At 64.1% G+C, this 16,082-nt stretch carries 13 protein-coding genes; 5 read left to right on the forward strand and 8 right to left on the reverse strand.

Features of this window, described 5'->3' with window-relative positions; all coding sequences use genetic code 11:
* Positions 1-448 (reverse strand): aminotransferase class I/II-fold pyridoxal phosphate-dependent enzyme (locus tag EN853_RS32260; RefSeq protein WP_135855925.1); only part of this gene is annotated, 448 nt, incomplete at its 3' end.
* A gap of 384 nt (positions 449-832) precedes the next feature.
* Between EN853_RS32260 and galE the strand changes: the two genes are divergently transcribed.
* The gene (galE, locus tag EN853_RS32265) at positions 833-1,828 is read left to right on the forward strand and encodes a UDP-glucose 4-epimerase GalE (protein ID WP_127862937.1); all 996 of its coding nucleotides are present in this window, start codon (positions 833-835) and stop codon (positions 1,826-1,828) included.
* A 103-nt stretch (positions 1,829-1,931) separates the two neighbouring features.
* On the forward strand, positions 1,932-3,188 hold the full coding sequence (locus tag EN853_RS32270; protein ID WP_127862926.1) for a D-amino acid dehydrogenase: 1,257 nt from the start codon (positions 1,932-1,934) through the stop codon (positions 3,186-3,188).
* A 49-nt stretch (positions 3,189-3,237) separates the two neighbouring features.
* Here the strand turns inward: EN853_RS32270 and EN853_RS32275 are convergent, their stop codons facing one another.
* The 7 genes from EN853_RS32275 to EN853_RS32305 form a co-directional block, all read right to left on the reverse strand.
* A complete protein-coding gene (locus EN853_RS32275) occupies positions 3,238-4,602 on the reverse strand; it encodes an FGGY-family carbohydrate kinase (RefSeq protein WP_127862927.1) in 1,365 nt (454 codons plus the stop codon).
* Complete coding sequence (gene rhaM, locus EN853_RS32280) at positions 4,599-4,913, reverse strand: L-rhamnose mutarotase (RefSeq protein ID WP_189343934.1); 315 nt, start codon at positions 4,911-4,913, stop codon at positions 4,599-4,601. The genes EN853_RS32275 and rhaM overlap by 4 nt, the downstream gene beginning before the upstream one ends.
* Positions 4,913-5,914: an ABC transporter permease gene (locus tag EN853_RS32285; RefSeq protein ID WP_127862929.1), complete on the reverse strand. Its 1,002-nt coding sequence runs from the start codon at positions 5,912-5,914 to the stop codon at positions 4,913-4,915. Before EN853_RS32285 ends, rhaM begins: the two co-directional genes overlap by 1 nt.
* Complete coding sequence (locus EN853_RS32290; protein WP_127862930.1) at positions 5,911-6,888, reverse strand: ABC transporter permease; 978 nt, start codon at positions 6,886-6,888, stop codon at positions 5,911-5,913. Before EN853_RS32290 ends, EN853_RS32285 begins: the two co-directional genes overlap by 4 nt.
* The gene (locus EN853_RS32295; RefSeq protein ID WP_127862931.1) at positions 6,885-8,444 is read right to left on the reverse strand and encodes a sugar ABC transporter ATP-binding protein; all 1,560 of its coding nucleotides are present in this window, start codon (positions 8,442-8,444) and stop codon (positions 6,885-6,887) included. Before EN853_RS32295 ends, EN853_RS32290 begins: the two co-directional genes overlap by 4 nt.
* Before the next feature lie 84 nt (positions 8,445-8,528).
* The gene (rhaS, locus tag EN853_RS32300; RefSeq protein ID WP_127862932.1) at positions 8,529-9,524 is read right to left on the reverse strand and encodes a rhamnose ABC transporter substrate-binding protein; all 996 of its coding nucleotides are present in this window, start codon (positions 9,522-9,524) and stop codon (positions 8,529-8,531) included.
* A gap of 56 nt (positions 9,525-9,580) precedes the next feature.
* Positions 9,581-10,390: a DeoR/GlpR family DNA-binding transcription regulator gene (locus EN853_RS32305; protein ID WP_127862933.1), complete on the reverse strand. Its 810-nt coding sequence runs from the start codon at positions 10,388-10,390 to the stop codon at positions 9,581-9,583.
* A 188-nt stretch (positions 10,391-10,578) separates the two neighbouring features.
* On the opposite strand from EN853_RS32305, the gene EN853_RS32310 reads away from it, so the two are divergent.
* The 3 genes from EN853_RS32310 (at position 10,579) to ggt (ending at position 15,926) form a co-directional block, all read left to right on the forward strand.
* Positions 10,579-12,681, forward strand: a complete 2,103-nt coding sequence (locus EN853_RS32310; protein ID WP_127862934.1) for a bifunctional rhamnulose-1-phosphate aldolase/short-chain dehydrogenase — start codon at positions 10,579-10,581, stop codon at positions 12,679-12,681.
* A gap of 94 nt (positions 12,682-12,775) precedes the next feature.
* Positions 12,776-14,068, forward strand: coding sequence for an L-rhamnose catabolism isomerase (rhaI, locus tag EN853_RS32315; protein WP_127862935.1), 1,293 nt, complete (start codon positions 12,776-12,778; stop codon positions 14,066-14,068).
* 118 nt (positions 14,069-14,186) lie between these two features.
* Positions 14,187-15,926 (forward strand): gamma-glutamyltransferase, encoded by a 1,740-nt coding sequence (gene ggt, locus EN853_RS32320; protein ID WP_127862936.1) that lies wholly within the window; start codon positions 14,187-14,189, stop codon positions 15,924-15,926.
* Positions 15,927-16,082: the final 156 nt, after the last annotated feature.

Genomic DNA, 16,082 nt, shown 5'->3' on the forward strand with positions numbered 1-16,082 from the left:
GGCGCACGCCCTCGATCATCGAGGCGTGGTTCAATTCGTCGGAGAGCACCAGGCAGTTGGGCAAAAGCCTGGCGATGGTCGAGATCGAGGCCTCGTTGGAGACGAAGCCGGAGGTGAAGACGAGCGCGGCTTCCTTGTCGTGCAGGTCGGCCAGCTCATGCTCGAGCTCGACCAGCGGGTTGGACGTGCCGGAGATGTTGCGGGTGCCGCCGGCGCCCGAGCCCATCTTGCCGGCCGCGGTCTGGAAGGCGGCGATGACGTCTCCGTTCTGGCCCATGCCGAGATAGTCGTTGGAGCACCAGACGGTGATTTCCTGGGCGCGGCCGTTGGAACGCCAGATGGCGCGCGGGAACCTGCCCACGATGCGCTCGAGATCGGCGAAAACGCGGTAGCGCCGCTCCGCATGGAGCTGGTCGATCGCGTCCTCGAAGAACCGCTGGTAATTCATGTCGGCTTCCCAATTTTGCGGCGGATCATAGTCACTGGCCTGATGCACGTCCACCGCGCCCCACCGGTCAAAATGCCACGCCCCGGGCCTGTTCCTAACGATGCCGGATCGTGGCCTATTCCCGGGGTGTGAACGAGTTTTGTTTCGATACGATGCCTCGGGCAGGAGGAACTGTTACAGACTTAACATTTAAGGTGGCGAATGCATGTAGGCCAAAAGTGCACAGCGGTTTTTGGTGAAAACGACATGCATCGAAAAACAAACTCAGAGCGCGTCGATGGAATCCGTTTCGATGCGATGCGCTTTAACAGGCTTTGCGGCGGGGTTTCCAGCACGGTGGCTGTTGAGACAGTTTCCGATAAATCTTGATCAGCGAGGTATATGATGACGGTTTTGGTGACGGGCGGTGCCGGCTATATCGGCAGCCACATGGTCTGGGAGCTTCTCGACGCCGGCGAAAGCGTCGTCGTGCTCGACCGGCTTTCCACCGGCTTCGAGTGGGCAGTGGCGCCCGAGGCGAAGCTGATTGTCGGCGACGTCGCCGACCGCGATCTGGTCGGCCGGATCATCCGCGAGAACAAGGTCGACGCCATCATCCACTTTGCCGGCTCGATCGTGGTGCCGGAATCGGTTTCCGATCCGCTCGGCTACTACGAGAACAACACCTGCAAGACCCGCACGCTGATCGAGACGGCGGTGCGCGAAGGGGTGCCGCATTTCATCTTCTCCTCCACCGCCGCCGTTTATGGCGGCGCCGGGCTGGAGCCGGTGCGCGAGGATGCGCGCCTGGCGCCGGAATCGCCTTACGGCCTCTCCAAGCTGATGAGCGAGTGGATGCTGCGCGATGCCGCCATCGCGCACGACATCCGCTACACGGCGCTGCGCTATTTCAACGTCGCCGGGGCCGATCCCAGGGGCCGCACCGGCCAGTCGACGCCCGGCGCCACGCATCTGATCAAGGTCGCCTGCGAGACCGCGCTCGGCAAGCGGCCCTTCATGCAGGTCTTCGGCAAGGACTATCCGACGCCGGACGGCACCTGCATCCGCGACTACATCCATGTCAGCGACCTGGCGGCGGCGCATCGGCTGGCGCTGCAGCGGCTGCGTGGGGGCGGCGAGAGCCTCGTCGCTAATTGCGGCTACAGCCATGGCTATTCGGTGCTCGAAGTCATAGACAGCGTGCGCCGCGCCTTCGGCCATGATTTCGACGTCCGCATGGGCGACCGCCGCCCCGGCGACGCCGCCGCCGTGGTCGCCAACTCCGACCTTGCCCGCAAGGAGTTCGGCTGGACGCCGCAGCGCGACGACCTCGACCAGATCGTCAAGGATGCGCTGGCCTGGGAACGCATCCTGACCGGCAAGAACTCCGTGCGAAGCTGACCTGTTGGGCCAAGGGCTCGTCCGGCGTGTCGGGACGCGCTATTGAGGATCCAGAGTCGGCGCATGGAGGCGCGTCGCCGATTTCGATCCTTGAGGGGACGGCATGAAAATTGTGGTGCTCGGGGCCGGCGTGGTTGGCACGGCGGCGGCGTACTATCTGGCCAGCGACGGCCATGAGGTGACGGTCATCGAGCGCCATGAAGCGGCGGCGCGCGGCACCAGCCAGTCGAATGCCGGCCTGGTCTCGCCGGGCGACGCCACCGCCTGGGCCTCGCCGGCGGCGCTGAAGACCTTTCTGCGCGGGCTGTGGAACCACGATCTCGGCATCAAGGTCAGGCTGCGTCTCGACCCCTACTTCTATGCCTGGAGCCTGCGCTTCCTGCGCGAATGCACGGTGACGCGCCTGCGCGCCAACACCAACGTCAAGCTCAGGCTGGCGCTCTATTCGCGCGACTGCATCAATGCGCTCTCGGACGCGACCGGCATCCACTATGACGAACGCAAGCGGGGCATCGTCTACTTCTTCCGCTCGCAGAAGAGTTTTGACACCGGCACCGACAATTACCGCTATCTCGCCGAGCACGGCCTGCCGATCGAGATCGTCGGCCGCGACCGGCTGGTGGAGCTGGAGCCGGGGCTCGCGGGCGTGAAGCACAAGATCGCCGGCGGCGTCTATTCGCCGATCGACCAGACCGGCGATTCCAAGCAGTTCACCGACGGGCTCGCCGCCTATGCGGCCGAAAAGCTCGGCGTCAAATTCCTGTTCGGCACGACGGTCCAGGGTCTGGACATCGAAGGCGATCACGTGCGCGCCGTCATGACCTCGGCCGGCCCGGTCACGGGTGACGCCGTCGTCATTTCCATGGGGCCGGAAAGCGGCCTCATCGGCCGCCGTTACGGCATCGACCTGCCCGTCTACCCGGTGAAGGGCTATACAGCGACGATTCCCCTGGAGGACGAGAGCAAGGGGCCGACCATGGGCGGCGCCGACGAGGACCGGCTGATCGGCTATTCCAGGCTGGGCAATCGGCTGCGGATGTCCTCGACGGCGGAGTTCACCGGCTTCGACCGCAGCTTCAAGCCGCGCGATTTCAGAACCATCCTGGAAACAGGCAAGGACCTTTTCCCTGGTTCCTTCGACGAGAAGAAGGCGGTGCTATGGGCCGGCTTGAGGCCGATGATGCCGAACTCCGTGCCGGTCATCGGCCAGGCGAAGTACCGCAACCTCTATCTCGACACCGGCCACGGCCATGTCGGCTGGACCATGGCCTGCGGCTCCGGAAAATTCCTCGCCGATGTCGTTGCGGGCCGCAAGCCGGAGATCGATCCGCGGGGGCTGGTTTACGGGACCGCGGGCTGAGCAGTCTCCGTCATTGACGTCAAGCAGAGCCGGATAGCAACGACGCACCCTATGCCCTGACGGCCTGCCGCCACGCGTGCGCATAATCACTCCAGGCGCGCTCAGCCAGCGGTTCGGTGCGCTCGCCCCTGCTCATCGCGGGTGTGTTGTTCGACGCCAGCAGCGCCGCGCCGATGCTGGTCCCGGTCGACGTCTCCGACGCAATGACCGGCCTGCCAGTTGCCGCCGCCAGCATGCGGATGAAAAGCCGGTTCTGCGCGAAGGGCCCTTCGACCGTCGTCGGTCCGTCGCCGCCGATCAGCTCGAGACAGGTCGAGGTCATCAGCGCCAGATAGAAGGAGATGGCGGCGAAGCGTTGGCCGGGGCTCAGGCTCTCGGCATTGACCCATTGCGCGCTGCGATGCGGGAAGGGGCCTGAGCCTTGCTGCGCGGAAGGCAGAAGCAAGGTCTTTCGCGCCAGCACCGCGGAAGCATCCTCCTCGCTCCACTCCTGCGGCTGCCCCCCGGTCAGCAGCGAGAACTCGCGCCCGCCCATGGAGCGGGCCGAAGGCACGGGGTCGCCGAGCGCATTGACGTTGACCAGCGTGTCGCGCGCCGGGTCGAGCTCGACCTTCCTGCCGCCCACCGCCATCGAAACCACCCAGGTGCCGGTCGAAACGACGGAGAAGGGCGGTCGGTCGGCTAATAGATGAGGCAGCAGCGAGGCATTGGAATCGTGCAAGCCGCAGAACACCGGCGTTTGCAGGTCGAGCCCGGTCCGTTGCGCAATCGCCGGCAGGATCGGCCCGAGCCGGTCCCTCGCCGGCCGCACCGGCGCCATCAACCGCCGCCAGTCCATTCTGTCGACCAGTGACGAATAGTCGGCCTTCCACGGGTTCCACAGATCGGTGTGGCAACCAAGCGACGTCACTTCGTTTGCAGCGACACCGGTGAGACGCAACGCCCAGTACTGCGCATACATCAGGATAGCGCCCGCCTTGGCGAATTCGGCCGGAAATTGCATCTGCTGCCAGAAAAGCTGCGCGCCAATGTTCAGGCCAGCCGGCAGGCGCGGCGTGCCCGTCTCGGGAAAGGGCGGGCGGACTGCATCATAGTCCTGCGCCAGATCGTCGATCCCGGCGAATTCATAGTCGATCACCGGCAGCGCAAGCTGGCCTTCGGCATCGACCAGGACCCCCGTCGCGCCATGGGTTGTGATCGAGATCGCGTCGATGCGCTGCTGTCGGTGGAGCGCCGCCAGGCTTTCCAGGATGAAAGCCCACAGGCGCTCGATATCGTGATGTGGGTAGGGGCCGTCGGTGGAAACGGCGTTAGCGGTGCGGCGCAGCGCCACCTCTTGCATGGTGGCGAGGTCGACCAGCGCCACCTTGGCGTTGGTCTTGCCGATATCGATGACGGCGACGTGGCGGATCATGCCATATGGAACATTGTTTCGAGCGGCATCGCCACCGGCTCGTTGTCGGCCCTGGTCTCCATGAGGTCGGCCATATGCGCCCACCAGCGCTGCATCACCGGATGCCTGGGCAGCTCGGCCATGCCGTGGTCGTCACGCCGCCACAGGACGCCGAACAGGGTGTTGGTTTCCTCGTCGAGATGGATCGAATAATCGGAGACGCCGGCCTGCTTCAAAAGTCCCACCAGCGACTGCCAGATCTCGTCGTGGCGGCGCTTGTACTCGGCCTTCATGCCGGGATTGAGCTTCATCTTGAAGGCATATTTTTCCATCAGGCGAAGCGCCCTTCGCGCAATCGCCGCCAGACGATGGGCAGCGCAATGACGATGATCAGCAGCAGGCCGATGAAGATCGACATGACGATGCCCGGCACGTTGAGCAAGCCGAGACCGAACGTCACCAGCCCCATGATGAAGGCGGCGAGCACGACGCCGAGGATGCTGCCTGCGCCGCCGAGGATCGAAACACCGCCCAGCACCACCATGGTGATCGCCTCGAGCTCATAGCCCTGCGCGATCGACGGCCTTGTCGAGCCGAGCCGCGAGGTGATCAGCACCGAGGCGATGCCCGACATCAGCCCGGTCAGGCAGAACAGGATGAACTTGATGCGGTCGACGCGCACGCCGGAGAACTGGCAGGCGACCGGATTGTTGCCGATGGCAAAGACGCGCCGCCCGAAGCTCGTGCGATGCAGCACGAACCAGTAAACGAGCGCCGCGACGAGGAACAGCGCCAGCTCGAACGAGAAGACCCACCAGACATAGCCCTGGCCGAAGAAGGCGAAGCTCTCCGGATAGCCCTTGTAGGCCTGGTCGCCGAGGATGATGAAGGCGATGCCGCGGAACAGGCTCATCGTGCCGATGGTGACGACGATGGACGGCAGGCCGAGCCGGGTGACCAGCAGCCCGTTGAAGGCGCCGCAGCCGAGGCCGACGGCGATGCCGATCGCCACCAGCACCGGCGTGCCGGCGCCTGCCTGTACCGCCATGCCCATCATGGTCGAGGCGAGCGCCACGATCGCGGCGACCGACAGGTCGATCTCGCCGGAAATGATCAGCAGCGCCATGGCGAGCGCGATCAGGCCCTTTTCGGTGAAGTTGAAGGTCAGGTCAGACAGCGACCACGGATCAAGGAAATAGGGCGAGGCAAAGCTGTTGACCGCGAAGATGAGAACCGCGATCACGACGAGCAGCGCCTCCCACGAAAAGACCGCCGACGAGAGCGGCTTGTCGAGCCGGTCGGGGATATGGCGCGGGTGAGGAGTGTCGGTCATGCCGCTTCCGCCTTTCTCAGGATGATGCGGCCCTGCCGGCGTTCGCCGCGCGCGTTGAGCACCACGGCCAGGATGATGGCGGTGCCCGAGATCGCCATCTGCCAGAAGGGCGAGATGTTGATGACCGGCAGCGCGTTGGAGATGATGCCGAGGAACAGCGCGCCGAGCACCGCGCCGCCGACGGAGCCGATGCCGCCGGCGATCGAGATGCCGCCGATCACGCAAGCCGCTATGATGTTGAGCTCATAACCGTTGGCGACCTCGACCGAGGCGATCACATAGCGCGAGATCCATAAGTATCCGGCGAGCCCGCCGATCATGCCGGAAATGCAGAAGACGATGAATTTGGTGCGGCCGACATCGATGCCGGCGTAGACCGACGCGGTCGGGTTGACGCCGATGGCGTGGATCGAGCGGCCGATCTGCGTGCGCGTCATCACCAGGAAGAACAGCGCGATCACGAAAAGCGCGATCCACGACAGCACCGGCAGGCCGAGGAAGGCGACGCGCTGGAAATTGATGAAGTCCGGGCTCATCTGGTCGGCATTGACCCAGGCACCGCCGGAGACGACGAAGGTCGCGCCGCGATAGATGGTGAGGGTGCCCAGCGTCACCACGATCGAGGGGATGTTGAGCCGCCACACAAGCAAGCCGTTGATGGCGCCGAGCACGAGCCCAATGAGCAACGCGATCGCGATCAACGCCGGGACCGGGATCGCCGGATGGGCGGCATTCAGCATCGCCACCACCATGCCGGTGAAGCAGAGGTTGGACGCCATCGAAAGGTCGATCGAACGCGTCAGGATCACCACCATCTGTCCCAGCGCCAGGATCATCAGGATCGAGGTGTCGTTGAACACCGGGCGCAGGTTGGCCGGATCGGCGAAGCCGGGAAAACGCGTCGAGATCAGGCCGATCAGAAGCACGATGCCGGCAAGCAGCCAGATCTCGCGGTATTTAAAAAAGTTCTTCATGCCGCGATCCCCGCTGCCGTCCGCACCAGCGTCTCGGCGTCGAGCCCCTTGTTGTCGTACGTAGCCGCGATGCGGCCTTCGCGCATGACCACGACGCGGTCCGACATGCCGAGGATTTCGGGCAGTTCCGACGACACCATGATCACCGACAGCCCTTGCGCGACCAGCTCGGCCATGAAGCCGTGCACGGCGGCCTTGGAGCCGATGTCGATGCCCTTGGTCGGCTCGTCGAGGATGATCACCTTCGGCGCCGTCGCCAGCCATTTGGCGATGACGACCTTCTGCTGGTTGCCGCCGGAAAGCGTACCGACATCCTGGCTGAGCGATGAGGCGCGCAGATCGAGCCGCTCGGTGTAGGAGCGGGCGAGCGCGAACTCTTCCGCGAGTCTCAGCACGCCGGATTTCGAGGTGCGCGCGAGCGATGGCAGCGACACGTTCTTGAAGATCGGCAGGCCGATCACCACGCCCTGCTTGCCGCGCTCCTCCGGCACGTAGACGATGCCGGCCTCGATCGAATCCGCGGCCGATTTGGGCGCGATCGGCTTGCCGTCCAGAGTGATCGTGCCCCGGCTGGTGCGGGTGATGCCGGCGATCGCCTGCATCACCTCGCTGCGCCCGGCGCCGACCAGGCCGTAGAAGCCGAGGATCTCGCCCTTGCGCAATTCGAAGCCGATCTCGTCGAACTCGGTCGGATGCGACAGCCCGGAGACGGAAAGCACCGGCGCGCCGATCTTCGGCTTACGCTCAGGGAAAATGTGGTCGACGTTGCGGCCGACCATCATGCGCACAATCTCGTTCTGGCCGGTGTCCTTGAGCAGGCCTTCGCCCACCATCTCGCCGTCGCGGAAGACGGTGTAGCGGTCGGCGATGCGGTAGATCTCGTCGAACTTGTGGCTGATGAAGAGCACCGCCTTGCCTTCGCTCTTCAGGAACTCGATCAGGAGGAAAAGCTCCTCGATCTCCTTCATCGACAGCGCCGCCGTCGGCTCGTCCATGATGACGATGCGCGCATCGATCGACATGGCGCGCGCCACCGCCACCAGATGCTTGTTGGCGATGCCGAGATCCTTCAGCCGGGCATCGGCGTCGATATGGCCGGCGCGCATCGTCTCCAGCACCTCGCGGGCGTTTTTGCGCATGGTGCGCCAGTCGATGGTGCCGAAGCGGGTGCGCGGCGCGTGGCCGAGAAAGATGTTTTCGGCGACCGACAGATCGTCGAACAGCACTGTTTCCTGGTGGATGGCGGTGATGCCGTGGCCGAAGGCGGCATGCGCGCTGGGCAACGTCGCGGCTTGGCCGTCGATGCTGATGTCGCCGGCATCGGGCTGGTAGATGCCAGTCATGATCTTGACCAGCGTCGACTTGCCGGCGCCGTTCTCGCCGATCAGTGCGGTCACCTGTCCCGGATAGAGCGACAGGCTCACATTGTGCAGGGCGCGCACGCCCGGGAAACTCTTGGAGATACCCGAAAGAGTCAGGCGCGGGCTGGCGCTTGGGGTCGAGCTCGAAGGCTCAGGCCGCGCCGTCTCCACTTTGTGCTGGGCTGTCGTGTCCATATTCGTATCAGGCCCTGAGAGAAGGTCCGTTTGAAGATGCGGCGGGACAATTGTCCCGCCGCATGAGCTTGAAGTCGACAAGGATCAATAGATCTTGGAGAACTTCTCGATGTTGGTCTTGTCGAACTGGAAGGGCGGAGCCATCGCGGCCGAGTTGGTATCGTCGAGCGTTACCTTGCCGACGCGGCCGATCGACAGCGTGGCGCCGGGCTTGGCTTCTTCCTTCTTCACCGCCAGGTCATGGGCCAGATAGATGGCCGAGTAGCCGAGGTCGATCGGGTTCCACAGCGCCACCGCCTGGCTGGCGCCGTTGTCGATGAACTTCTTGAACTCGGACGGCAGCGCCAGGCCGGTGACGTTGACTTTGCCGATCAGGTTCTCATCGGTCACGACCTGCGCGGCGGCGACGACGCCCACTGTGGTCGGCGCGATGATCGCCTTGAGGTTCGGATAGGACTTCAACAGGCCCTTGGCTTCGTCGGTGCTCTTGGCTGAATCGTCATCGCCATAGACGGTGGCGACCAGCTTGATCTTCGGGAACTTCTCCGGCAGCACTTTCTTCGCCGCCTCGATCCAGGCGTTCTGGTTGGTCGCGGTCGATGAGGCCGACAGGATCGCGACATCGCCGCCTTCCGGCAGGTAGTCGGCGGCGAGCTTGATGATGGTCTCGCCGATCAGGTTGGTGTCGGACGGGTTGAGGTGGAGCTGGCGGCCTTCCTTGGCGACACCGGAGTCCCACGAGATCACCGTGATGCCGCGATCCATCGCCTTCTTCAGCACCGGCACCAGCGCGTCGGCGTCATTGGCCGAAACGGCGATCGCGTTGACCTTCTGCGCGATCAGCGAGTTGATCACCTCGATCTGCGCTTCCGCGGTCGCCTTGGTCGGGCCGGTGTAGATGACGGTGACATCACCCAGTTCCTTGGCCGCTTCCTCGGCGCCCTTGTTGGCGGCGTCGAAGAAGCCGTTGCCGAGCGACTTCACCACCAGCGCGATCTTGACGTTCTCGGCATAGGCGGCATTCACGAACATGGCGGCGGAAAAGGCCGCGGTGACCAGCAGTTTCTTCAAAAAGCTCATCGAATATTCCTCCCTTGAGCGTTGCATTCCATCGCCGCCGCGGGCGTGAGGTGATCTCAGGCCTGCAGTGAAGATTCTTCCTTGTCGCTTGACGGCTTGCGGGCGACGACCAGCGTCACGCCTGCTGCCTCCAGCATCTTGGCTTCGCGGTCCTCGATGCCCTCGTCGGTGATCACGGTCGCGATGCGCGTCAGCCCGCACAGGATCAGGCTGGAGCGCATGCGGAATTTCGAGGAATCGACCAGCACCACCAGTTCGTCGGCCTGGTCGATCAGCTTCTGCTCGGCCTGGATCAGGAGCGGGTCGCCCTCCATCAGCCCGAGCGGCCCCAGGCCTTGCGCGCCCATGAACATGCGTCGCGCATAGAAGTTGCGCGTCACGTCATTGTCGAAGGGCGACAGGATGATGTTCTGCTCGCGGTAGATTGTGCCGCCGGAAAGCATCACCGTGTTCTTCGAATGCTTGAGCAGATGCTCGGCGATCGGGAAGGAGTTGGTGAATATCGGCATGCGGCGGCCTGTCAGGAAATGCACCATCTGGAAGGTGGTGGTGCCGCCGTTGATGATGATCGGCTCGCCGTCCTGGCAGAGGTTCACCGCTTCCCGCGCGATCGCCCGCTTCTGCGCCGCGTTCAGCGTCTCGTTGACCGAGAAGGGCCGGCCGGCAAGGCCGATGAACTGCGGCGGTGAGATCGCCTCGGCGCCGCCGCGCACCCGGCGCAGCCGCTTCTGCACATGCAGCGCCGCGATATCGCGCCGGATCGTCGCTTCGGAGGAATCCGTCAGCTCGACCATCTCCTGCACCGTCACCACCGGCTTTTCCTGGACGGCGGACAGAATGATCCTATGGCGCTCTTTTTCGTGCATGGTTCCTCCCTGCCTGGCCATCAGGCACCAGAAAGCGCGCACTGTCAATCATTTCCGATCATATATTTTCATTGTGCAGTGCAATATGATCGATATTGATCGTTTGTGATTGACAACAGCGTCGCTTGCGTAGACATTCGCCGCGAGAAAAGAGGAGTGCGGCGTCCGCGCTCCAAGGGAGGATACCTATGCTCGACAAGCGCTCCGGCTCGCGCCTCGCCAATCTGTGGGACGATGCAAAAGCCCAGGGGATGAGCGGTCCCGAGCTTCTGGTCTATCGCTCGAACACGCTGGGCTCCGACAAGCGCGTCACCAATTATGGCGGCGGCAACACCTCGTCCAAGGTCCGGCAGAAGGATCCGCTGACCGGCGAGGATGTCGAGGTGCTCTGGGTCAAGGGTTCCGGCGGCGACAGCGCCTCGATCAAGCTCGACGGCTTCGCCACCCTCTATATGGACAAGCTGCGCGCGCTTAAGGGTCTCTATCGCGGCCTCGCGCATGAGGACGAGATGGTGGGCTATCTGGCGCACTGCACCTTCAACCTCAATCCGCGCGCGGCCTCGATCGACACCCCGCTGCATGCCTTCGTGCCGAAGGCGTGCGTCGACCACATGCATCCCGACGCCATCATTGCCATTGCCGCAGCCAAGGATTCCAAGGCGATCACCAAGGAGGTCTTCGGCGATGCCATCGGCTGGCTGCCGTGGAAGCGGCCGGGCTTCGAGCTCGGCCTGTGGCTGGAGAAATTCTGCCTCGAAAATCCCGATGCCAGGGGCGTTGTGCTTGAAAGCCACGGCCTGTTCACCTGGGGCGACACGCCGAAGGAGTGCTACGAGACGACGATCTCGGTGATCAATCAGGCGATCGAATGGTTCGAGCGTCGGTCGGAAGGCGTGGCTATCTTCGGCGGCGAGGTGGTGAAGTCCCTCGACGCGCAGGCCCGGCGCGCCATCGCCGCCAAACTGATGCCGAGGATCCGCGGCCTGATCTCCGAAAAGAGCCACAAGCTCGGCCATTTCGACGACCAGCCGGCCGTACTCGAATTCGTCAACTCCAGGGATCTGCGCCCGCTGGCGGCGCTGGGCACATCATGCCCGGACCATTTCCTGCGCACCAAGATCCGCCCGCTGGTGATCGAGTTCGATCCGAAGAACCCGGACGTCGACGCGGTTATCGACCGGCTTGCCGACGACATCGCCGCCTATCGCGTCGGCTACCAGGCCTACTACGACAGCTGCAAACACGCGGATTCGCCCGCCATTCGCGATCCGAATGCCGTCGTCTATCTGATGCCCGGCGTCGGCATGTTCACCTTTGCCGGCGACAAGGCGACGGCGCGTATCTCGGGCGAATTCTACGTCAACGCCATCAACGTCATGCGCGGCGCCTCGACGGTCTCGTCCTATGTCGGCCTGCCTGCACAGGAGGCCTTCGACATCGAATACTGGCTGCTCGAGGAAGCCAAGCTGCAGCGCCTGCCGAAGCCGAAGGCGCTGGCTGGCCAGATCGCACTGGTCACCGGCGGCGCCGGCGGCATCGGCCGCGCCACCGCCAACCGGCTGTTGCGCGAAGGCGCTTGCGTGGTGCTGGCCGACATCGACGAGACGGCACTCGCGGCAGCCAATGACGAGCTGTCGAAGGCCTATGGCAAGGACTTCGTACGGCTGGTGCGGGTCGATGTCACATCGGAAGATCAGGTCGCCTCGGGCTTCGCCGAGACGGCGGTCGAGTTCGGCGGCGTCGACATCCTGGTTTCGAATGCCGGCCTTGCCTCCTCGGCGCCAATCGAGGAAACCACGCTGGCGCTCTGGAACAAGAACATGGACATCCTGTCCACCGGCTATTTCCTTGTCTCGCGCGAGGCCTTCCGCCTGTTCCGCGCCCAAAAGATCGGCGGCAACGTCGTCTTCGTCGCCTCCAAGAACGGGCTCGCCGCTTCGCCGAACGCCGCCGCCTATTGCACCGCCAAGGCCGCCGAGATCCATCTCGCGCGCTGCCTGGCGCTGGAGGGTGCGGAGGCCCAGATCAGGGTCAACGTCGTCAATCCGGACGCCGTGCTGCGCGGCTCCAAGATCTGGTCCGGCGAGTGGAAAGAACAGCGTGCCGCCGCCTACAAGATGTCGACCGACGACCTCGAGGAGCATTACCGCTCGCGCTCGATGCTGAAGCGCTCTGTGTTCCCGGAGGACATTGCCGAAGCGATCTACTTCTTCGCCTCCGACATGTCGGCCAAGTCGACCGGCAACATTATCAACGTCGACGCCGGCAACGCGCAGAGCTTTACGCGCTAGATGTACTTCCCTTCTCTCCGCTTGCGGGGAGAAGGTGCCTGAAGGGCGGGTGAGGGGCGGCACCGGCCGAACGAAGTCTTGGGAGGAATAGCTTTTGTCCGAAACCATCATCTCTGCTGACCTCGTCGCCGGCCATAACGCCGCGCGCAAGGCCGACCTCGAACGCGACTATGCCTCGCTCGGCGAGCGTCTCGACCGGCGCGGCATCGCCATCGATGCCATCCGCGACAAGGTGGAAAAGTTCGCCGTGGCGATCCCGTCCTGGGGCGTCGGCACCGGCGGCACGCGCTTTGCCCGCTTTCCCGGCCCCGGCGAGCCGCGCGACATCTTCGACAAGATCGAGGATTGCGCCGTCATCAGCCAGCTGACGCAGGCGACGCCGACGGTGTCGCTGCACATCCCGTGGGACAAGGCTGATCCGAAGCGGCTGAAGCAGGCGGCGTCCCGCTTCGGCCTCGGCTTCGACGCCATGAACTCCAACACCTTCTCGGATACCAAGGATCAGAAGCTTTCCTACAAATTCGGGTCGCTTTCGCATGCCGATGCCGGCACGCGCCAGCAGGCGGTCGAGCACAATCTCGAATGCGTCGAGATCGGCAGGACGCTCGGCTCGAAGGCGCTGACGGTGTGGATCGGCGACGGCTCGAACTTTCCAGGCCAGGTCAATTTCGCCAAAGCCTTCGAACGCTACCTCGACGCCATGCGCGAGATCTATGCAGGCCTGCCGGACGACTGGCGGCTGTTCACCGAACACAAGATGTATGAACCGGCCTTCTATTCGACGGTGGTGCAGGACTGGGGCACCAACTACATCATCGCCAAGGAGCTCGGCGACAAGGCCTTCTGCCTGGTCGACCTCGGCCATCATGCGCCCAACGTCAACATCGAGATGATCGTGTCGCGGCTGATCCAGTTCGGCAAGCTGGGCGGCTTCCACTTCAACGATTCCAAATATGGCGACGACGACCTCGATGCCGGCTCGATCGATCCCTACCGGCTGTTCCTCGTCTTCAACGAGCTGGTCGATGCTGAGCCGTCCGGCGCCAAAGGCTTCAACCCCGCGCATATGCTCGACCAGAGCCACAACGTCACCGACCCGATCGAAAGCCTGATGCTGTCGGCGGTCGAGGTGCAGCGCGCCTACGCGCAGGCGCTTTTGGTCGACCGCAGGGCGCTGGAAGGCTTCCAGGAGGCCAACGACGCGCTGATGGCCACGCAGACCTTGAAGGCGGCGTATCGCACCGATGTCGAGCCGATCCTCGCCATGGCGCGATTGCGCACCGGCGGCGTCATCGATCCGGTCGCGGCCTATCGTCAGGCCGGCTACCGGGCCAAGGTTGCGGCGGAGCGTCCGGCGGTCGCCGGAGGCGGCGGCGGGATTGTTTGAGGCCGAGCCGGTCCCCTCATCCGGGTGAGGGGACTCTCTCAAACACTTATACAATTGTTATTGGACTAACCCGCGCCGAAGGGTTCTTCTAGGCGTCCCCACGCCCTGGAGCCCCGCCATGCATCTCACTCGCCGAACGCTGATTGCCGTCAGCCTTTCGCTCACGCTTGCCTTCACGCCATCGGCAGTGGTCTTCGCTGCTTCGCCAGCCCCTGCCAAGGGCGAGCACGGCATGGTGGTGACGGCCCAGCATCTTGCCTCCGAGGTCGGCGTCGAAGTGCTGAAGAAGGGCGGCAACGCCGTCGATGCCGCCGTCGCCGCCGGCTACGCGCTGGCCGTCGTCTATCCCAACGCCGGCAACATCGGCGGCGGCGGCTTCATGACCATTCGGCTGAAGGACGGCCGCTCGACCTTCATCGACTTTCGCGAGCGGGCGCCGCTCGCCGCCACCAAGACCATGTATCTCGACAAGGACGGCAAGCCGATGAAGGGCGCCAGCCTCGACGGTTATCTCGCCGTCGGCGTCCCGGGCTCGGTGGCCGGCTTCGAGATGGCGCGCGAGAAATATGGTACCCTGTCCAGGCAGGATCTGATGGCCCCGGCCATCGCCTACGCCGAGGACGGCTTTGTGCTCAACCAGGGGGACGCAGCTTCCTTTGCGAGCGCCGCCGCCCGGCTGGCGAAGGATCCGGCCGCGGCCGCCATCTTCCTCAAGCCCGATGGCAAGCCGTACGGGATTGGTGAGCGGCTCATCCAGCCCGACCTTGCGGCCTCACTTTCGGCGATCTCGGAAAAAGGCCCTGACGCCTTCTACAAAGGCTCTATTGCCGACGCCATCGTCAAGGCAAGCGGCGCCAAGGGCGGCATCCTCGCCAAGGGTGACTTCGAGCAGTATGCGGTGCGCGAGCTCAAGCCCGTGACCTGCTCCTACCGTGGCTACGAGATCATCTCCTCGCCGCCGCCGAGCTCGGGCGGCGTCATCATCTGCGAGATCCTGAACGTGCTCGAGGGCTATCCGCTGTCCTATCTCGGCACCGGCTCGGCCGAGACGGTCCACGTCATGGTCGAGGCCATGCGCCACGCCTATGTCGACCGCAACTCGGCGCTGGGCGATCCGGATTTCGTCGACAATCCGGTCTCGAAGCTGCTGGACAAAGCCTACGCCAAGGACATCCGCGACAAGATCGACCCGTTCCGTGCCGGTGTCTCGAAAGACCTGATGCCGAAAGGTTTTGGCGAGTCGAAGGAGACAACGCACTATTCGATCATCGACAAGGACGGCAACGCGGTCGCGGTGACCTACACGCTGAACGGCTCCTTCGGCGCCGGCGTCGTCGCCGACGGCACCGGCATCCTGCTCAACAACGAGATGGACGATTTCACCCAGAAGCCCGGCGTGCCGAACCTCTACGGGCTGGTCCAGGGCGAGGCCAACGCCATCCAGCCGAAGAAGACGCCTTTATCCTCGATGAGCCCGACCGTGGTCACCAAGGACGGCAAGCCGTTCATGGTCATCGGCAGCCCGGGCGGCTCGCGCATCATCACCATCACGCTGGAGGCGATCGTCAACGTCATCGACCACGGCATGAACATCCAGGAGGCGATCGACGCACCGCGCATCCATCATCAATGGCTTCCCGACACCGTCTATGTCGAACCGTTCGGGCTTTCGCCCGACACCGAAAGGATGCTCGCCGGCATGGGCTACCATCTCGATCTCAGCGACCAGACCTGGGGCCAGGCAGCCGGCATCCTGGTCGGCGGCAAGAGCTTGGGCGAAATCGAGAAGGGCGGCGGTGCGCGCTACAATGGCGCCATCGACAGCCGCGCTGCGGCCGGCGAGGCGCTGGGCTACTAGAGCGGTTCAGCTTTTGACAGAATCGAAGAGGGATTGAACGAAGCCGCTGACGCGGCATTTGGCGGGTCGGTTTGCGGTTGAGGCTTCTGTTTTGAAGGATTGCGGCTGTTGAAGCGCAATCTTGGAACAGGAGCACTGAGATGGCCGAGTTGAGCC

Origin of the sequence: Mesorhizobium sp. M1C.F.Ca.ET.210.01.1.1, from assembly GCF_004791585.1 — a bacterium.
Lineage (GTDB): Bacteria > Pseudomonadota > Alphaproteobacteria > Rhizobiales > Rhizobiaceae > Mesorhizobium.